This is a genomic window from Thermomicrobium roseum DSM 5159, from assembly GCF_000021685.1.
GTDB lineage: Bacteria > Chloroflexota > Chloroflexia > Thermomicrobiales > Thermomicrobiaceae > Thermomicrobium > Thermomicrobium roseum.
The window spans coordinates 581,119-600,446 of record NC_011961.1; the positions used below are offsets into that span (position 1 = coordinate 581,119).

Annotated in this window: 17 protein-coding genes and 1 pseudogene; 7 read left to right on the forward strand and 11 right to left on the reverse strand. The window is 64.2% G+C overall.

The features are described 5' to 3' along the window. Positions 1-8: 8 nt before the first annotated feature. From TRD_RS11850 to TRD_RS11865, 5 genes and pseudogenes are all read right to left on the reverse strand, one after another. The gene (locus TRD_RS11850; RefSeq protein ID WP_012642878.1) at positions 9-1,163 is read right to left on the reverse strand and encodes a mandelate racemase/muconate lactonizing enzyme family protein; all 1,155 of its coding nucleotides are present in this window, start codon (positions 1,161-1,163) and stop codon (positions 9-11) included. An 18-nt stretch (positions 1,164-1,181) separates the two neighbouring features. After that, positions 1,182-1,973, reverse strand: coding sequence for an ATP-binding cassette domain-containing protein (locus tag TRD_RS15405; protein WP_420806799.1), 792 nt, complete (start codon positions 1,971-1,973; stop codon positions 1,182-1,184). A gap of 207 nt (positions 1,974-2,180) precedes the next feature. Further along, a pseudogene (locus tag TRD_RS15410) lies at positions 2,181-2,615 on the reverse strand (ATP-binding cassette domain-containing protein); the annotation flags it as partial. 133 nt (positions 2,616-2,748) lie between these two features. Then, positions 2,749-3,624, reverse strand: a complete 876-nt coding sequence (locus TRD_RS11860; RefSeq protein WP_143714805.1) for a sugar-binding protein — start codon at positions 3,622-3,624, stop codon at positions 2,749-2,751. Positions 3,625-3,982: 358 nt separating this feature from the next. After that, the gene (locus TRD_RS11865) at positions 3,983-4,819 is read right to left on the reverse strand and encodes an IclR family transcriptional regulator (RefSeq protein ID WP_012642935.1); all 837 of its coding nucleotides are present in this window, start codon (positions 4,817-4,819) and stop codon (positions 3,983-3,985) included. Between the two features lie 406 nt (positions 4,820-5,225). Between TRD_RS11865 and TRD_RS11870 the strand changes: the two genes are divergently transcribed. Next, a complete protein-coding gene (locus TRD_RS11870; protein WP_012642738.1) occupies positions 5,226-5,858 on the forward strand; it encodes a hypothetical protein in 633 nt (210 codons plus the stop codon). 12 nt (positions 5,859-5,870) lie between these two features. Here TRD_RS11870 and TRD_RS11875 read toward each other — a convergent pair whose 3' ends face one another. Continuing rightward, positions 5,871-7,166, reverse strand: a complete 1,296-nt coding sequence (locus TRD_RS11875; protein ID WP_012642895.1) for an HD domain-containing protein — start codon at positions 7,164-7,166, stop codon at positions 5,871-5,873. A 74-nt stretch (positions 7,167-7,240) separates the two neighbouring features. Between TRD_RS11875 and TRD_RS11880 the strand changes: the two genes are divergently transcribed. Continuing rightward, entirely contained in the window at positions 7,241-8,161 is a 921-nt protein-coding gene (locus TRD_RS11880) for a proline dehydrogenase family protein (RefSeq protein WP_012643025.1), read from the forward strand. A gap of 206 nt (positions 8,162-8,367) precedes the next feature. Next, complete coding sequence (locus TRD_RS13950; protein WP_052294136.1) at positions 8,368-9,807, forward strand: LPXTG cell wall anchor domain-containing protein; 1,440 nt, start codon at positions 8,368-8,370, stop codon at positions 9,805-9,807. Between the two features lie 659 nt (positions 9,808-10,466). Here TRD_RS13950 and TRD_RS11895 read toward each other — a convergent pair. Next, positions 10,467-10,676: a hypothetical protein gene (locus TRD_RS11895; RefSeq protein ID WP_012642450.1), complete on the reverse strand. Its 210-nt coding sequence runs from the start codon at positions 10,674-10,676 to the stop codon at positions 10,467-10,469. 132 nt (positions 10,677-10,808) lie between these two features. On the opposite strand from TRD_RS11895, the gene TRD_RS11900 reads away from it, so the two are divergent. From TRD_RS11900 to TRD_RS11915, 4 genes are all read left to right on the forward strand, one after another. Next, a complete protein-coding gene (locus TRD_RS11900) occupies positions 10,809-11,699 on the forward strand; it encodes a hypothetical protein (protein ID WP_012642405.1) in 891 nt (296 codons plus the stop codon). Positions 11,700-11,921: 222 nt separating this feature from the next. Next, the gene (cbiM, locus tag TRD_RS11905) at positions 11,922-12,962 is read left to right on the forward strand and encodes a cobalt transporter CbiM (protein WP_012642740.1); all 1,041 of its coding nucleotides are present in this window, start codon (positions 11,922-11,924) and stop codon (positions 12,960-12,962) included. A 15-nt stretch (positions 12,963-12,977) separates the two neighbouring features. Beyond that, positions 12,978-13,799 (forward strand): cobalt ECF transporter T component CbiQ, encoded by an 822-nt coding sequence (gene cbiQ, locus TRD_RS11910; RefSeq protein WP_012642706.1) that lies wholly within the window; start codon positions 12,978-12,980, stop codon positions 13,797-13,799. Continuing rightward, a complete protein-coding gene (locus TRD_RS11915; RefSeq protein ID WP_041437335.1) occupies positions 13,796-14,614 on the forward strand; it encodes an energy-coupling factor ABC transporter ATP-binding protein in 819 nt (272 codons plus the stop codon). Before cbiQ ends, TRD_RS11915 begins: the two co-directional genes overlap by 4 nt. Before the next feature lie 64 nt (positions 14,615-14,678). Here the strand turns inward: TRD_RS11915 and TRD_RS11920 are convergent, their stop codons facing one another. The 4 genes from TRD_RS11920 to TRD_RS11935 all read right to left on the reverse strand — a co-directional run bounded on the left by TRD_RS11920 (position 14,679) and on the right by TRD_RS11935 (position 19,184). Continuing rightward, a complete protein-coding gene (locus TRD_RS11920) occupies positions 14,679-15,683 on the reverse strand; it encodes a sigma-70 family RNA polymerase sigma factor (RefSeq protein ID WP_012643088.1) in 1,005 nt (334 codons plus the stop codon). A 102-nt stretch (positions 15,684-15,785) separates the two neighbouring features. After that, positions 15,786-16,943 carry a S1C family serine protease gene (locus tag TRD_RS11925; protein WP_012643246.1) on the reverse strand — a complete coding sequence of 386 codons (1,158 nt, stop codon included), beginning with the start codon at positions 16,941-16,943 and terminating at the stop codon, positions 15,786-15,788. A 117-nt stretch (positions 16,944-17,060) separates the two neighbouring features. Further along, positions 17,061-18,500 carry a sensor histidine kinase gene (locus TRD_RS11930; RefSeq protein ID WP_012642673.1) on the reverse strand — a complete coding sequence of 480 codons (1,440 nt, stop codon included), beginning with the start codon at positions 18,498-18,500 and terminating at the stop codon, positions 17,061-17,063. Positions 18,501-18,506: 6 nt separating this feature from the next. Beyond that, on the reverse strand, positions 18,507-19,184 hold the full coding sequence (locus tag TRD_RS11935; RefSeq protein WP_012642567.1) for a response regulator transcription factor: 678 nt from the start codon (positions 19,182-19,184) through the stop codon (positions 18,507-18,509). Between the last annotated feature and the right edge of the window lie 144 nt (positions 19,185-19,328).

A 19,328-nucleotide genomic window follows, 5' to 3' on the forward strand; every position in this document is an offset into this window, starting at 1 on the left:
TCCGCTCCTCACTCGCGCTCCGCTTGCCGTCGGTGCCACTCTTCGGCGAAAAGATTGAAAAAGACGCGCCGCCGCGGATGCTGCGCGACCACGCTGTGATCCAACTGGACGCCTAAGCCCGGCCCTTGCGGCAGCGGGAAGTAGCCATCGACGACGTCGGGAACCCCCGGTGCCGCTGCCTTCACGTGCGCTTCGGCGAAATCGTTGAAGTGCTCTTGGATCTTGAAGTTGGTCGTGCAGGCAGCCAGATGCAGGTTCGCTGCGGTTCCGACCGGGCCGCAGACGTTGTGCGGCGCGACGAGGACATAGTACGCATCAGCCCACGCGGCCAACTTCTTCGTCTCCAGGAGTCCACCCAGATGCGTGATATCCGGTTGGATGATATCGGCTGCCTGGAGCTCGAAAAGTTCGCGAAAGTCATACCGAGTGTGGATCCGCTCGCCGGTCGCCACCGGGATCCGCACCTGCTCGGCGACCTTCTTCAAGGCAGCCAGATTGTGCGGCGGCACCGGCTCCTCGATCCAACTCGGCTGGTAGGGCTCGAGAAGTCGTGCCATCTCGATCGCGGTCGCCGGATTGAACCGTCCATGCATCTCGATCAAGATCTCGACCTCTGACCCCACGGCATCGCGCACGGCCTCGACCAGTGCGATCACACGCCGCTTCTCAGCGAGATCGAGCTCATAGTAACCAGCACCGAACGGATCGAGCTTGAGCGCACGGTACCCGCGCTCGACCACCCGGCGCGCTGCCTCTGCGAACTGCTCCGGTGTCCGCTCCACCGTATACCAGCCGTTGGCGTACGCCTTGATCCGATCCCGTACCGCGCCACCCAAAAGCTGATAGACGGGAAGACCGAGCGCCTTCCCCATGATGTCCCAGCAGGCGATCTCGATCGCCGCGATCCCCGACATCATCACGTAGTCGGGCCGGGCATAATCGTCGCGCATCATGTGAAAGACGAGGTCTTCGATCTGAAACGGGTCACGGCCGAGCACATGATTGGGGACCGCTTCGGCCAGGTAGCCCAACAGGGCATCCGTGTGGTTGAGCATCCGCGCCTCGCCGACCCCAGTGATCCCCTCGTCGGTATGCACCTCGACGAACGTCAGATTGCGCCAGGCCGTCCCCAGTACGTACGTCTTCACATCGACGATGCGCATTGCCTTCTCCTTCTCCAATCACGCGGCGACGCGCTGTCCCGTCGCCGCTCGCAGGACACGCTCCTCAGTGGCCTCGCCGCGAGCGAACTCGGCGACGATCCGCCCTCCGCTCATCACCACAATGCGATGACTCATACTCAGGACTTCGGGGAGTTCGGACGAGATCGACAGGATGGCCATACCAGTCTCGGCCATCTCGGCGATCAGCGCATGGACTTCGGCCTTCGCGCCCACATCGATACTGCGCGTCGGCTCGTCCAGGATGAGCACCTTGGGATTCGTCGCCAGCGCTCGGGCAAGCACGACTTTCTGTTGATTCCCACCGCTCAGGTTCAAAACGCGCTGCTCCAGTGATGGCGTGCGGATGCGCATCCGCTGGACGAAGGAACGCGCGAGTTCCTCCTCGCGTCGTCGCGAGGGGAAGCCGAAGCGAGCCAAGCGAGCGAGCACGGAGAGCGAGACGTTCTCCCGAACGGACAGACTGGAGACGAGGCCTTCCAGTTTTCTGTCTTCTGGAACCAGGACGATCCCGTGCTGCACCGCCTCACGTGGGCTACGGATCCGTGTCGGACGCCCGTCGACCAGTATCTCCCCCGCGTCGATCGGATCCACCCCGAAAAGACAACGCGCTAACTCCGTTCGCCCCGCACCGACAAGCCCCGCGAGACCCACGATTTCTCCAGCCCGCACGGTCAAACTGACGTCGTGCAGGACATCCGCGCGCGCCAGCCCGCGCACCTCGAGCCGCGGGACTCCTGGAGACGACTGCACCTCGCGGAAGTAGGCCGAGAGATCGCGCCCCACCATCATCCTGATGAGCCCGTCTCGCGTCGCCTCACCGATCGGCAGCGTCCCGACGACGCGTCCGTCCCGGAGGACTGTCACTCGGTCAGCCAGCGCGAACACTTCCTCCAGGCGATGCGAAATGTAGATGATCGCGACACCCTGCGCTCGCAAACCACGCAGAATCTCGAAGAGCCTTTCCGTCTCCTGCAGCGACAGTGCACTGGTCGGCTCATCCAAGATGAGGACCCGGACATCCTGAGAAAGGGCACGCGCGATCTCCACGAGCTGCTTTTGGGCAATACTGAGTCCCCGGACCGGTTGCCGCGGATCGATCGGTGCGCCAACACGTGCCAAGACCTGTGCCGCCTCGTGCCAGACACGTGGCCAATCGACTGCTCCCGGCAGGCCAGATCGCTGGGGAAGACGTCCGAGAAAGACGTTTTCCCCAACGGAGAGCGCATCGATGACGCTCAGTTCCTGATAAATGATTCCGATTCCGCGTTCGAGAGCCTGGCGAGGGTCACTGAAACGAACTGGCCGACCCTGCAGCAGAATCTCTCCCTCGTCCGGCTGCAGCGCGCCGGAAAGGATTTTCATGAGTGTCGACTTGCCCGCACCGTTCTCCCCGACGACCGCGAGCACTTCACCGGGAAAGACCGTCAAAGAGACACCCTCCAGGGCCACCACCCCCGGAAAGCGCTTCGTAATCTGGCGGGCTTCCAAGATCGGCTCAGCCATATTCTGCCCCCTGCCTTCGGGAAAGGGGCCGGGAGAGCCCCCCGGCCCCTTCGTTTGAGCGTCACTTCGTATAGCTGTTCAGGTTCTCCTTCGTCACCACCGTCACACCAGTGTCGATGTTCTTGAACGGTGGCTTCGCCTTGCCAGTCAGGATGTCGTAGGCCCACTGGACCGTCAGCACACCCATCTGAACCGGCCGCTGGACCATCGTCGCCGCGATGATTCCTTCCTGGATCGCGCGCTTCGTTTCCTCCAGGTCATCGAACGCCACGATGACCAGCTTGCCGATCCGATCTTGGAACTCGGGTGACTTGAGGACCTGCGCGAGCGTTGGTCCACCGGTCGCGCTGACACAAGCGATCCCGTTGAGATCCGGATGCGCTCGCAACATCGCCTCGCTGACCGACAGTCCCTTCTGCAAGTCATCGTCTGTCGCCTGAACGTCGACGACCTGGATATTCGGTCCGACTCCTTCCTTGAACCCTTCGATGCGCTGGTTCAGATTGAGCGCGCCGAGCCCACCAGTGATGATGCCGACCTTTCCCCGGCCGTTCAGTAACTTGGCCATGGTTTCGCCCATCGTCTTCCCAGCAGCCTTGTTGTCAGTGCCGATGTACATCACGCGCTGGCTGTTTGGAGAATCGGCATCGAAGGTCATCATGAGGATGCCCTGCTTCATCCCCTCGGCGATCACCGGCTCGACCGACTTTGGCTCGTTGGGCGAGATCGAGATGGCATGCACCTTCTTGCGGATGAGATCTTCGATGATCTTCACTTGCAGAGCTGGGTCAGCTTGCTGCGGAGCGACATACTCGAACGTCACGCCGAGTTCCTTCGCTTTCTGCTCGCCTCCCTTGCGGCAGTCTTCGAAGAAGGGGTGAACGAGTTTGGGCACCATTGCGATCGTGATCTTCGTCCCCGGTGCCACGGTCGGCACCGGTCCAGCCGCAGCCGCCGCGGTCGGTGTTGCGGCTGCTGCCGGAGTCGCGGCGGCAGCCGTCGGGGAAGCAGCCGCCGCGGCAGTTGGCGATGGAGCTGGTGCGCGCGTCGGTGTTGCTGCTGGGGCCGGAGTCGGCGTCGCCTGTGCACCGCCACATGCATTCAGCAGGGACAGCGCTGCACCACCGACCAACACGGAACGGAGCAGGTGTCGCCGCGTAACCGTTTTGCGCAGTCGCTGATCGTCCTTGACGACTCTCCTCCTTCACTCATGCCGTCCTGTGTCTTGATCGCCCGATCACCCGATGGAACGACAATATAACGTGTCCGCGCATGCACCTCCCTCCGGTGATCCGTTACCCGTCCGCCACAGCAGGCAAATGCCAGGGCGGGAGTTCCGGCTCCTCGGTGTCGCGCGCCAGCTGGCGAGCACCCAGGCGCAGCGAGACGTCTCGTGCTCCTCGGCGCACCAGTCGCGATAACTCGAGGAACCGCTCCGGCGTATCCCGCACGACCGGAAACGAGATGCTCATCGCTGCGACCATCCGCCCACGGTGGTCGTAGATCGGTGCCGCTACGCAACGAACATCGGGATTGGACTCGCAGTTGTCCCAGGCGAGCCCACGGGCACGTGTTCGCTCGAGTTCGCTCCGCAGCTCAGCGAGCGTGCGGATACTGTTCCGCGTCATCGTCGGCAGCAGGTCCACACCGGCGAACCGTTCTTCCAGTTCCTCATCGGTCAAGCTGGACAGCAACATCTTCCCCACTGCGGTGCAATGAGCTGGCAATCGTCGACCGATCGCCGACACCAGCCGCAAGGCGTTCGTGCTGTCCACCTTGGCGATGTAGAAGACGTCTCGCCCCTCCAGCACCGCGATGTGCACCGTCTCGTCGCATCGGGCCGCGATCTCCCGCGCCACCTGCTGGCCTTCGCGCGCCAGATCGAGACCGGAGGCATAGGCGTTCCCCAACTCGAAGACACGAGCATCCAGCGCGAACCGGTGCGGATTTCCCTCGATCGGCCGAAGATACCGGCGCGCGACCAGCGTCGCCACGAGCTCGTGCGCCGTGCTGCGGGGCAGACCCAGAGCGCGCGCGATTTCCGGCACCGACAGCGACTCTGGCTGCGGGGTGCGCAGAAAGAGCTCGAGGATATCCAGGGCTCGCTCGACTGCCGGTACGCGACGTGCCATCGTTCTCTGTCCGATATATCAGACATTATCCGATCTGTCGACTCTCATCTGGTCACAGTCTAGTCCTCGCGTGTCCAGCTGTCAATCCCCCTGTGAGCGGATCGAAGACGATGCACGATCGCCGCGAGACCACGCGCTGACCTGCCAGGCTGGACAGACATCAGCGTCGGTCGGCCCACAGAACACAGCGAAGGACTCGCCGCACGCAGGCAGCCCGTCGACGAGCCGCGCAGCGGTCGATCACTGCTTGCGCCACGCGAGCCGGCGTCCGACCCCGTGCGATCTGGCGGGCAACCATCCGTCACCGCCCCGACCAACCCCTGCTGGACACGGACGATCGGGCTGAATATACTCGCGTCCGTACGCATGTCCGGACAGTACGGTCCGGAAGGAGGGAGCCAGTTCGATGATGCAGGTCCGCTGGATCGGAGTGCTCTTGCTCGTCGCGCTCGCCCTGTCGTGGGCAGCAGCCCCGGTCGCTGGGGACGCCGGTATCACCGAACACCGCCCAGCAACGCGCCCTCTCGACCCGTCCGCGACCGCCGTTCCCAGCCTGATCACTGACCGATCGAGCTCGTTGACTACCCCGTCAGTCGCCGGATCGACCCAGCCCACTGCGGAGCCACCGACCGGGGCGGACCAGACAGCGGGAAAGGTGGATCCCCCAAATCCGGTCGGGACGTCCGGAGGTGATGACGCAACGACTCGAGTTCTCCCTGACCGATCCCCGGTCATCACCGAGCCAACTCCTGGTGAGACGATCTCGTCCCCGGACGGTAACCCTCCACAGGACGCCGACGACTCGGCCGCACCCGCCGGTTCACCGGTAACGACAGCTACCCAACCGACCGGCTCCCGTTTCGTGACTTCCCCCTCGTCAGGAAAGTCCCCCGACACGAGCGAGCGCGCGCAAGTCGCACCCCAGACCGGAAGCGGGTTCACGCCTGCGGTTCTGGCCCTCCTGACCACCAGCCTGCTCGGCTCGTTCTGCCTCCTGCTCGGTCTCGCGCTGAGTACGCTAGCTCGGCGACACCACTGAGCAGGCCCACGATCACTGGAGCAGTGGCAAGAGCAGTCGCGGCCAGTGTCGGGCCACCGCCTCCCGCAAGCGTGCTGTCGTGACCACCCGGATCAGTCGACGATGCTCCTCGAAGCGCGCGAAGTCAGCGTCAGTCAGTCCCACCACATCCTGCCAGGGCATCAAGGGCTGAAAGCCGAGCGGTGGACGCTCGAAGAGCACCCAGACATCGGTGCTCCATTTCTCCGGTTTGGGGATCGCCAACAGCACTTCCCAATCCGCCACCGGTTCGCCGAGCAAATCGCTGAGACGTTGCGCCAGAACTCCTTCCAGCTCGCGACGGGCCGCCGGTCGACCGTACAGACTGCTGAGATACCGATAGAGATCAGGCGCACGCGCACTGACCTCGAGCGCACGCTTGTGGAGAACGCGATCCCGCAACCGGAGCACGAGTTGCCTCGTACTCTCCGGCATGCCGGGCTCGCTCAAGCGAGCCAGCAGCGAGGCATCGTCATGACGCGGCAGTTCCTCGGCAGTTATCGCCCCAACGAGGAGTGCGTCCTGCACGGCGCGCTGCAACATTGCCATCGCCGCTCGATTGGCATGGTGCCAGTACACGTTGTCGAACATCTCCTGCCGCGCGTTGATGAGCGAATGCAGCGGGCTCACTCCCTTGGCGGTCACCACGACCCGCGGCACACCGTGCACGTCGGCGACTCGCAGCGCATCGAGCAGGCGCGGCGTGTCGACGCCGCCATAGGGAACATTACAGTGGCGAGCATCGCGGGGGAGGTAATCGAGCTTGTCCACGTCCAGCGCACCACTCAAGAGCCCCCGGACGAGGCGATACGCCGCCGCGAGTGCTCCGCGTGGCGCGATGAGATCAGCGACCCGTCGAGGCTCGACTGCCCACTCCCGCTCCAAAACCTCCGCCAGCTCGCTCCGCTCGATCAACTGGCGGCCCACCTCCTCGTGCGGCAGCACTGGTCGCCCTAGCTCCTCGATCGCGTGGCTGAACGGGTAGTGCCCCACGTCGTGCAGCAGTGCGGCTGCCAAGGCAGTCCGTCGCGTCTCGTCGTCGATCCAACCAGCATCGTGCCGCCGTAAGGTCGCCAAAGCCTGGCGCATCAGGTGCAGCACACCGAGCGAATGCTCGTAGCGGGTGTGCTTCGCCCCTGGCCAAATCTTGCTGACGAAGCCGAGCTGCTGAATGCGGTCCAGTCGCTGGAAGGTCGGCGTGCTGATCAGCGCCACTTCGGCTCGAGTCAACGGAATGCGATCGTAGAGACTATCGCGTACGACGGTCACGTACCGTTCGTTGCACGTCATCGGCCGCTCCTCGTCTCGCCGACGATGCTACACTGCCCTGCGGTCGGATGCGGGCGAACGGGTGGAGGATCCCGATGCCGTGGTTCCGGTCACTGGTTCTGGCCATCGCTCGCCAGCCGTGGGTGGAACGCCTCGTACGCGAGTCCTCGCTGACCCTTCCAGTCGTGACGCGCTTCGTCGCGGGAGAGAGCATGGCCGAAGCACTGGCGGTCGCCCGCGCGCTGGCTGACCGCGGCTTCGCGACCACGCTCGATCTTCTCGGGGAGGAAGTCGCCACTCCCGGCGAAGCTGCGGCCGCCACTCAGGCCTACGCGGAACTTCTGAATGCGCTCTCCGATCGAGGGCTGGACTCCACCATCTCGGTCAAACCGACACACCTCGGCCTGCGCCTCGACCCTACCCTCGCTCGACTCAACCTCGAGCGGCTCGCCCGCCTGGCCCAGCGTCTCGGGCGCCGGGTCGAAGTCGACATGGAAGACTCCTCGACCACCCGCGCGACGTTGGATCTCTTCGCGGCCTTACACACCACCTACGGCGACCATCTCCAGATCGCCCTCCAGGCCTACCTCTACCGAACGGAAGGCGACATCGACACAGCAGTCGCGCGCGGCTGGCGGGTTCGCCTCGTCAAGGGCGCCTACGCTGAGCCCGCGACCGTCGCCTATCCGACGAAGGCTGCCGTCGATGCTGCCTACCGGCGTCACCTGGAGACGCTGCTCGAGTACGGTCGCTTCGTGGCCGTGGCCACGCACGACGAGGCGATTCTCCGCGTGGCCCGTGGTTTTGCCCGTCGCATCGGCGTTGGGCCCGAAAAGTACGAATTCCAGATGCTCTACGGTGTCCGACGCGACCTCCAGGAGCAACTCCGTCGGGCTGGCGAACCGGTCCGCGTCTACGTTCCCTTCGGCCGCCAGTGGTATCCCTACTTCACCCGCCGCCTCGCCGAGCGCCCTGCCAACCTCGTGTTTCTGCTGGGTCAGCTCGTCAAGAGGTGACTCGTCTCGACAACGGCGTAGCAGAGCGAACGGGTGGAGGCTGCGCGGCCGTTTGACTATCCCCCCATCGTACCAGAATCACACGCCACCTTTCCGAGGACTGACCATCCAGTTGATCTAGTACTTTTAGGCAGGTATACTGGATCCGTGCAGCAGGCAGGCATTTTTTCGTTCGTGCTGCTCGAAGCGACCAAGGAGGTGAAGTGATGAGTTCTGTGCGCCCGGCCCGTGTCGTTCTCTTGCGCCTCGTCGCGCTCGCTACCATCCTGGTTCTCGTGCTCCCTGCACTCGGCGCCGCGGCTGTCAGTGCTGACGAGAGACTCGGTCCGAACGAGGTTTCAGTTCACCCTACAAAGACGGTCGTGAACACCGTCGAGGCGTCCCCGATCAGCGTGGGCCTGCCGACGATTTTGCCGACCCGTCCTAGCGAATGCCCATCCACTGACCAAACCAGTGCTGTTCCGGTGGAGCCGCAGGAAGCCCCTGAACAAGAACACCAGGTCAAGTACCCCCCGACTCTACCTGCGATTCAGGCCCCTAAAGGTACAGCTACGTCCCAGGACGAGGCAACAACGACCGCTGGAGACGAGCAGACCGGACTGGGGAAGAGCAGCACCGCATTTCCGGATCTGATTAAGGTCGAGGCAGCAAATCCGACGACACAACCTGATGAGCAGCAGCAAGCAACTCCGTCAGCGGCCGACAACGGAAACTGCCCAACTACCGACGATACCAGTGATTCCGGTCTTCCTCGCGGCAACACCGGTAACGGCTCCGGCGACGGCAACGGGCATACGACACCGAGTTACACGTGCGGCGGTAAGGAATACGTACTCGAGCAACCTGGCTGGTATTACTGCCTCGACTTCCGCAAGATCTGGCTGAACGCGGACGATCTCGTCACCTCGCCACCCTCCGGTGCGTCTGTCAGTCTTGACATCTCGCTGAATGACCAGTTCCTCGGATCGTTCGAGTGCACCGAAACAGGGTGTGAGCCGCTCGTCGTATTCCTGGCCAACTTCGATCCGGACACAGCCGTCTTCCATATAGAGGAGAACGGGCTACCGCAAGGATGGCAGCTCCACCCGGACTATCAGGACGGCGCAACCTTCCTTGAGTTGCGGGACCCCCCAGGCCAGGGGCCGGGACCAGCTTGCCTGAATACTAGGTGGCGTAATTATAGTGATCTCTACGTGACTGAGTGCCTCCTCGTCATTGCAAATCAGCAGGTTGCCTCCACGGGTGGCACCGGGGAGGACAATTCCGGCGGCGGAGGCCAGGGCGGAAGCGGCCAAGACGGCAGCGGCGGGGGTACCGGTAGCTCAGGTGGCACGGGTAGCCAAGGCGGGAGCGGCGGCAGCACCGGAGGAGCGTCCACTGCACCAGGCACATCCTCGGTCCCAGCGAGCGAGGCCGCCAGCCCGCGAAGCGACGCCCAGCCAGCGGGCAGTAGCGAAGCACTCGCTCTCCAGCAGCCGGCGACTGACGTCTCACCAGCCAGCTCGGCAGGGAGCACCATGCCGCCTCTCCCACAAGTCCTCCCGCGCACCGGTCAGCGCCAAGCACTCACCTCACTCGCTGGCATCGGCCTCGTCCTGCTCGGCTGCGGAGTGATCCTGCTTCGTCGTCCTGCCCGAGCTCGTTGACGCTCCGCCAGTCGTTCGCGCATGGCATCTCCGTCGGGTCCTTTCCCGACGGAGATGCCATGCCCTTCCCCGTGGCCTTATCGGGTGTGCACCGTGGAGCAACCCAAACGACCGTCGACCCAGGCTGGCCCCTTCTGTCTCCCTGATCGATGCACTGCGATCCATCGGAGCTTCCCGCTGACGCTGCTCCACGACAGAACGGTCATTCTCGTGTCGACCGCTTCAGCGGGGCCCGACGAGATCAGGCATTGCACCATCTGCTGCGAACGGCACCATGGATGCCGGCCAGCCAAAGGTGCCCCAACGCATTTCGGCAACAACGGACACGCAAGAGAAACGCCTGGCGATCTGTTCAGTCGCGCGCTCACCCCCTCACAGCCGGACCCAATCCGGCCGTCGCGATCCACCCCGAGAAGGGCGCTCGCTACGAACTGGAGCCCCCTCGCTGACTCTCCTGAGCCGTGCGAGAGAGGGTCACGCAAGCCGGTAGCGAGCGTTCTCGCACCAGGCGCGAGACTCGAGCCGCCATCACCCCCAAAGCCGAATACCGGAGAGAGCGGCCCGCTGCACTAAGGCTCCGCAGCCCCACAAGTTCGCCGAGCCATAGACTCCGCTCATGCCTCTCCCGGATCTTCCACCGTATCACTGAGTCGAGCCACTCAGGCGCCCAGGAGTGCGAGTAGTTCGGTCGTCAGGAGCACCGTCCCGGAGAATCGAGCGATGGGTGTACCCAGGCCCACGCCGTTACTGACCAGTCCGTATGCCTGGCATCGTTCCTGCGACGAGTCGACTCTTCCCGTATGCCGCACGGTCGTCTCGACGAACCCGACGACGAAGGCGCCGACCGCGACCGTGAGAGAAACCAGCAAGACGAGTACTGCGCGAGCTCGCTCGCCACTGGTCTTCGACGCAAGGCCGTCGCTCCCTTTACCCAGGACGACGAACCCGTATACTCTGCTCGGTAGGTGGATGGACTGACGCGTAGCTGACGAGTCGCACCAGTGGTGGGTGAAAGGAAGACAGCTGGATCCCGCCCCATTCTGGCTGCACTCGGTTGCCTGGGTGCAGGCCTGCTCCTCGTCTTCGGTCTCACCATCGGGGCCAGTATCGGCTATCTCGTCTACCGTACCCGCACCCAGGGAAGCGCACCCACGGCTACGCCCGCTCCGCTCGCCCGCGTGACCGCCACAGCCGAACCGACCGTTCGACCAGCCACGCCGACTGCCACCGCCCCGCAGCGACCTACTCCGACGCGCGTATCCCGGCCGACCCCGTCGCCGGCCCCGTCACCGACGCTACCTCCTCTTCCGACCCCGACGACGGCGCCGCCACCCACCCCGTCACCGACTCCTGCGCCAGCTCCTGCCCCGACCAATCCGCCTTCGGTCGCAGCAACACCGCGGACCATCGAGGGCTGGCAGGAGTACCGTGACCCGGGTTACCTGCGCGTCCAGATCCCACCCGGTTGGCTCGTCGTCACCACGCCCGAAGCACCCGAGTACAACTTGCACAGCTGTCACTGCTATTGGATGCTCATGAGCCAGCAGATGGTGCAGAACAGTCCCTCGGCCGAGGACGTCGCTGCCTGGTTCGATAGCATGGGCCCCGACGATCTTGCACCTGGCGGTGTCCTCATCGAAATCCTCCGGGCAGACTCCGAGTACGCCCCACCCGTCGATTGGGGCACTCCCTTCTCTCGGGTCGAGATTCGGCCGGGCTTTCCGGCGGAGTACTATGTCCTCGATCCGGCTGGGCGCAAGTGGGGCTTCCGCTACCGCGATGCGCGAGGGCGGAGTTGGGCGATCATCGTGAAGACGAACGACGTCCTCACCGGGAAAAGCCCGACGCTCATCGACATCTCAGCCATCTTGGAGACGATCGACCACCGCTGAGCTGCTCGAGCCGCCACCGAGCGCCACCGTACCCTGCATCCTTGCCGCTGGTCTCCTGGTCGCGATCGATGGTGCGAGAAGACGCCCGCCTTCGCTCGCTGCGCGCCAGCAGCCGCATCAGCTGGGAACCATCGCGGATCCGCTCGCCGACGAGCGAACACTTGGGCTGGTATGCTTGTTTCCGGTGACTGGGTGGACGCCAACGATCACGGGAGAGATCCCATGCACATTCCCGACGGCTATATCAGCCCGGCAACAGCACTGGCCTACTGGGGAGGTATCCTTCCCTTCTGGTACATCGCGTCCCAACGCTTGCGTCGTCTGCTGGTTGGTCGCACGGTACCTGCCCTGGCCCTCTTTTCCGCATTTGTCTTCGTGGTGATGATGTTCAATGTCCCCGTGCCTGGTGGAACCACCGCACACGCGGTCGGCAGCGTGCTCGCCGCCATCGTCCTCGGTCCGTGGGCCGCGATCGTCGCCACATCGGTTGCCTTGATCGTCCAAGCCTTGTTTTTCGGTGACGGGGGTATCCTGGCCATCGGCGCCAACTGTTTCATCCTCGGGGTCGCGATGCCCTTGGCCGGCTACGGAATCTACCGCCTGCTCGCCGGCTCCAGCCCGCTGGAAAGCCGTCGCCGGGTCATCGCCGCTGCCGCGGCCGGCTACTTCGGTATCAATGTCGCTGCCCTGTTGGTCGGTCTCACGCTCGGTGTCCAGCCGCTTCTCTGGAGCGAAAACGGCCGCGCCCTGTACAGCCCCTACGGTCTGGAAGTTGCTGTTCCCGCCATGCTCATTCCACACCTCACCGTGGCGGGGCTCGCCGAGGGAATCGTCACCGCCGCTGGGCTCACACTGGTACACCGGTTCTACCCGGAAGTCTTGGGCAGCGTTCCGTCCCAGGGGCCGACAGCGGCCCGGCAGCGCTCGCTCATCTTGCTCATCACCGCTGTGCTTGTCTTGCTCACACCGCTCGGTCTGGTGGCCTCCGGTGCTGCCTGGGGCGAGTGGTCGGCTGAAGAGCTGGAGCAGCTGGTCGGCTACGTTCCCAGTGGACTGGCGCGCTGGGAAGGCTGGTGGCGTGCTCCTCTTCCCGATTACAGTCTGCCGTGGATGCCGGAAAGCGCGTCCTTCTCCGAACAGGCGCTTGCCTACGTGCTCTCCGCGATCATCGGTATCGGTTTAGTCAGTGCCCTGATCTTCGGTCTGCGTCTCTTGCTGCAGCCACGCTCGCCGGAGGACCGGTCCGCTGCCTCCGCGCGCTAGCATCGAAGGTGCCACATGGCTCGCCGCAGCTTTCTGGAAAAAACGCTCGCTGACCTCGCCACCACGCTCGAGCACACGGTCTATACCGAGGAGATAGCCCGTCGTTCCGGGCTTCTCCAGCGGCTCGATGCGCGCGTCAAGGTTGTTTTACTCGGCTTCGCGCTCCTCGTCGCCGCGAGTCTTCAGACCGCTCTGATGCAGCTCGCCCTGCTGGTTCTACTCCTCATCTTGTTCGCCGCCAGCCGGATACCAGCATCGATCGTCGTTCGTCTCGGTCTCGGTCTACCGGTCTTCACCCTGCTCGTCGCTGTCCCAGCGCTCTTCGTCGTGCCCGGACCGCCCCTCCTGCACCTGCCGTTCGGCCTGACTATTAGCACCACCGGCGCCTGGAGCGTGCTGACGCTGCTGCTCCGCGTCACCACTTCGGTTCTGGCGGCCGCCGCGCTCATGCTCACCACGCGATGGTCGGATCTGCTCGCGGCACTGCGCACCCTTCGCATTCCGCTCGTTTTCGTCGTGGTGCTGGCCATGGCCTACCGGTACGTCTTCGTGCTCCTCGAGCTCGTGCAGGATCTCCTGCTCGCCCGTCGCAGCCGAACGCTGTCAGCCATCCCCGGCCCTGAGCAGCGACGCTGGTTGACCACGGCACTCGCTGTCCTCTTTCAACGCAGCCTCCGGACCAGCGAACTGGTCTACCAGGCGATGACTGCTCGGGGCTTCCGCGGCGAGCCGCGTACCCTGCGTCCCCGCGCTCTGACCGAGGCGGACTGGTTCGCCCTCTCGGTCGGATCCGCTGCCTGCGCCGCGCTCTGGTTGATCGATTTGGCTCATCCATGAGGACCGTGTTCGAGCTCCACCGCGTGAGTTACGCCTACCACGGCCGCATCCCGGCTCTCGTCGATGTCGATCTGACGATCGCAGCCGGCGAGGCGCTCGTCGTACTCGGCCCGAACGGCTCCGGCAAATCGACACTGCTCAAAATCCTGGACGGTCTGTATCGACCCTCGAGTGGCCAGATTTTCGCTTTCGGTCGGGATATCACGTCGGCTGCTGATGATCCCGAACTCGGCTACTGGCTCCACCAGCGCGTCGGGCTCGTCTTCCAGGAACCGGATGTCCAGCTCTTTTCACCGACCGTCTTCGACGATGTCGCCTTCGGCCCTCTCCAGCTCGGTTGGTCACCGGACCGTGTGCGCGACGCAGTCCAGCGTGTCCTGGCCGAACTCGCTCTCGAGCACCTGGCTGACCGCGCTCCTTTCGAGTTGAGCGGTGGGGAGAAGAAACGCGTCGCCCTGGCGACGGTGCTCGTGATGGAGCCAGAGGTGATCCTGCTCGATGAGCCGACAGCCAACTTGGATCCGCGGAGCCGCGCGCAGCTGATCGAGCTTCTCGCCACCTTGCACGCGCGCGGGCACACGCTGGTCATCGCCACCCACGAACTGGATCTGGCCGCCGCACTCGGCACACGGTTGATCGTCTTTGGGGAACGCGAGCACCGACCCATCGCTGAGGGGGCGCCGGCCCAGGTGCTCGCCGATCACGAACTTCTCCTGACCGCCAATCTGATCCACGAGCACCTGCACTGGCACGGATCGCTCCAGCACTCGCATCCACACTGGCACGACCCCGAGCATCAGCACGATCACGACTGAACGAATCGGGCCGGACTCCCTTTTTCGGGAGACCGGCCCGCTCGACGTCGAGAGATCGTCAATGTCAGGCCGCGCTCGCCAGCAAGCGCAGGTCGGAGTTGCGCAGCTTCTGCAGCGCCTCCTTCTCGACCTGGCGGACACGCTCGCGGCTGATCTTCAGCGCATCGGCGATTTCCGCCAGGGTGCGCGGCTGCTCGCCGTCCAGACCGAAGCGCATCACCAGGACGGTGCGCTCGCGCTCCGTGAGCTGCTCCAGGCTGCGGCGGATCTGCTCGCGGATCGCATTGGTCAACGCTTCCTCGACCACGTCATCGCTCCTCGGATCAGGCAAAAGATCACCGATCGAGCTCTCGCCATCCTCACCGATCGGCTTGTCGAGCGAGGACGTTCGCGGAATCTGCGTTCGGGCCTGCTCGATCCGCGCCACATCGATGCCCAACAGTTCAGCCAGTTCCTCGTTCGTCGCTGGTCGACCCTTCTGCTGCTCGATCTGTGCCTCCGCGCGCCGGATCTTGGCGATCAAGTCATGCATGTGGACGGGAACCCGGATCGTTCGGCTCAAGTTGGCCACGGCACGCCCGATCGCCTGGCGGATCCAGAAGGTCGCATAGGTGCTGAAGCGGTAACCCAGTTCCGGATCGTACCGCTCCACCGCCGTCATCAGACCGATGTTCCCCTCCTGGATCAGATCGATCAGCGGCAGTTCGCTCGAGCGGTAACGCTTGGCGATCGAGACGACCAGGCGCAGGTTGTGCCGGATCAGCTTTTCGCGCGCCTCCTGCCCCTTGCGCACGAGTTCGCGCAGCTCAGGAGTGTCTTCACCGGCCTCGATCCGCTTGCGGGCCGCCAAACCAGCCCGTACGGCCCGGGAGTACTCGATCTCCTCCTGGTGGGTCAGCAACCGGTGACCCCCCACCTCACGGAAATAGCGGTACACCGCATCGTTGGCCGCCTGATCGATGAGATCGTCGGACTCTTCGATCTCCTCGATCTCTTCGACCTCCTCGAGCCCTTCCGACGCGATCAGTTCTTCGAGTTCCAGCAGTTCCTGCAGTTCACGTTCCGTCATGGGTCTCTCGTACCTCCGTTGTTCGGACGCGTCGTACGGACACCGCACGACGACGTTTCGAAACCTACATATACTAGCACACACCGTACGCCAGCGTCAAGGTCATCCCTGCTGCTGAGGCCAGCGGCCGAGTGTGACCCGAACGGTCTGCTGGCGTCCATCGCGCAACACTGTCAGCTCGACCGTGTCGCCCGGCTGATGTGCGCCGATCCGCGCCGCCAGATCCTGCATTCCCGCGACGGGCTGACCATCGATCGCCACGATCACGTCGCCCAGCTGGGTGATGTCCAATCCACTCATTTGCGCCGGACGTAATCCAGCTCGTGCTGCCGGGCTTCCCGGTACCACGCTCAGGACGATGACCCCTCGGTCGACCGACAGTCCGAATCGGCGCGCCCGCTGCGCGTCGAGATCGGTCCCGCTAATGCCCAGCCAGGCGGGCTCGAGCTGCGCACCTTGCTCGAGCTGCGGCAGCACGCGCTTCACCGTGTTGCTCGGAACGGCGAAGCCGATGCCGACGTTTCCTCGGATCGGGCTCTCGATCATAGTGGTGATGCCGATCACTTCGCCCTGGGCATCGAAGAGCGGCCCGCCGCTATTGCCGGGATTGATCGGTGCATCGGTCTGGATCAGTCCCGTCCGTAACCGATCACCCGGTGGGTTCCAGCTCCGGTTCACGGCACTGACGATCCCTTGGGTGACCGTACCAGAGAGACCGAAGGGATTGCCGATCGCGACCACCACATCGCCGACTTGGACGCGGTCGGAGTCGCCGAGCACCGCCACCGGCACTCCTTCGGGAAGGCGGTCGACGCGAAGCAGGGCGATATCGTTCGCCTCGTCGGTACCCAGCACCTGTGCCGAAACACGCTCACCCGTTCCGAAGCGAATTTCCACTGTGCTCGTTCCCGCGACCACGTGAGCAGCCGTGACGATGAGCCCCCGTTGGTCGATCACGACACCGCTACCAGCGCCTTGCTCGTCGAAGAAGCCGTTCGATGTCTGCGCGATCACATCGACGACGGCTTTCCCGTAACGCTGGTACACCTGCCCAGCAACCGTCGTCGCCTGCACCTCGGCGACCGGTTGCGGGTGAGATTCAGCCGGAGCGGTCACCGCAATCGAGACCGTCGACCTGCCGGCTCCCCGCTCGCCAGCGAGCGAGGCCCCCGCCAGGCCCCCGATCACTCCGGCTATCAGGAATCCGATCACGACCAAGAGCGGCAGAATCCGCTGTCTTACCGAACTCCTCTGCTCCATCGTGCATCCTCCAGCACATCCTGCACCGCGCACACCGGTGCTTCCGCTCTGAGCCTACCGGCTGCGGATCAAAATCAGGCAAGATCCAGCTGAGAATCTCCTGAGAATCGTCGGCGACTACGCGGGAGACACGAGGCTTGGCGCCGCTTGAGCTTCGCCTTCCGCGCTCGCTGGTTCGACCGGGAGCAATACCGTGAAGATGCTCCCCTCGCCGGGTCGACTCACCACGCGAATTTCGCCGCGCATCGCCTCCAACAGCGATTTCGCGATCGCGAGTCCCAGGCCGGTCCCCTCGCCACTCCGGGCACTGTCGCCGCGGAAGAAACGCTCGAAGATGTGCGGCATGATCGCGGGGTCGATGCCGATCCCCGTATCTCGGACCGCGATACCCGCGCGACCCTGCTCCACGACGACCGTCGCCTCCACCATGCCGTCCTCCGGCGTGTACTTCAGCGCGTTGTCCAGAAGGATCAACAGCACCTGATAGAGGAGATCCCGATCAGCCCGCACGACGACGTCGCGCTCCACTCGCACCCTGGCGACCGGTCGCGGTCGCAAGAGTTGCGCTTGCCGAACTGCATCCTCCACGAGCGACCCCAGCTGCACCGGCTCCAGCCGTGGGCGGAGACCAGCGTCGGCTCGCGCCAGCGTCAACAGTTCGCGGACCAGCCGAATCATCCGTTCGATCTCCGCCGCGACGTCCGCCAGGATCGCTCGCTGTTCCTCGAGAGGAAGCGGGGGCTCCCGTTGCAAGAGTTCGACGTTCCCCCGTAAGGTGGTCAGTGGTGTACGCAGCTCGTGAGAGGCATCCGCCACGAACCGGCGCTGTGCTTGCAGGGCATGCTCGACTTGCTGATAGGCCGCCTGGAGCTCGGTCAGCATCTCGTTCAGTGTCGTCACCAGCGCACCGATCTCGTCGTTCGGTCCGTCGTAGTCCACTCGTCGGCTGAAGTCACGCGCCTGCCCGATTTCCCGAGCGATCTGTGTGATCCGATTGATCGGCCGCAGGCTCGCGCCAGCCAATACCCAGCCGACGAAAAAGGCAGTGATCGTTGACACCACGGTGCCGACCGTCAAGTAGCGGCGCAGCATCGCGAGCGCTTGATCGAGATCGGCGAGCGGTCGCGCCACCTGCAGAATGCCGACCGGCTGGCCGTTGGCCGTGACCGTCCGACTGTACACGAGCAGGCGCCCATTGTCGGTCCGCACGATCTCCAACCAGCCGGTCGCCTGTCCGTTCGTCAGAGCTGTGAGGCCCTGACTGCTGAGCGGCAATTCGTAACCGTTCAAGTTGATCGAGCGCGAGATCACTTGCCCGGAAAGATCGCGCGTCTGCACGAAGGTTTGCGGTATCGCCACCTTGCCCTGCGGCGTCCGAATCACCGTCAGGCGAAACTCACCTTGCGTGACGATCTGGGCCGCTTCCTCGGCCAGTGCTCGCTCTTGCCATTGCAGACTGAAGCGGGCAACCAGCACGTAGAGCACGACGCTAAAGATCACCAGCGTGCAGACCAGGATCCCACTGTAGAGCAGCGTCAAACGCAGCCGGATCGACATTTCTCCTCAGGACTCCCGCAACACATAGCCCACACCCCGGACGGTATGGATCAGTCGGGGCTCCCCACCGGCCTCCAGCTTCTGTCGGAGATAGCCGATGTAGACATCGAGCACGCTATCGTATCCGTCGAAGTCGTGTCCCCACACTGCCAGCAGGATCTGATTCCGCGTCAACACGCGGCGAGGATGCCGCATGAAGTACGAGAGCAGATCGAACTCGCGCGGGCTCAAGCGGAACGAGCGGTCACCGCGCCGCGTCTCCCGCGTCACCGGGTCCAAGACCAAATCAGCGAAGACGAGGGGCTTCTCGTCGCTAGCCGGTTCGACTCGACGCAGAAGAGCCCGAATGCGCGCGAGAAGCTCAGCTGGTGCGAACGGCTTGACCAGATAGTCGTCGGCTCCGCTGTCCAACCCCAGAACGCGGTCTTCCACCGCGTCCCGCGCCGTCAGCATCAGGATCGGCGTGCCATCACCAGCCGCTCGCAAGCGCTGGACTACCGCCAACCCGTCCATTCCCGGCAATAACCAGTCGAGCACGATCAGATCCGGTCGCCGCTCCGCCACCAGGCGCAACGCCTCATCGCCCGACTGCGCAACGCTCACCGTGAAACCCTCGTACGACAGCGTTCGCCGCAGCATCTCCACTAGTCGCGTGTCGTCATCCACCACCAGCACGTGCGTCATCGCCGCGACTCCGCTTCCAGCCGACCTCCATTGCTCGTCTCGCATCCTACCACGGCGTTCTGTCCACTCGCCCGATTCTCAGCGAACTCTTACCGCACTCTTGCTCGTTTCTCAGGCTCGTCGATTACGCTGCTGCTCGGGAGG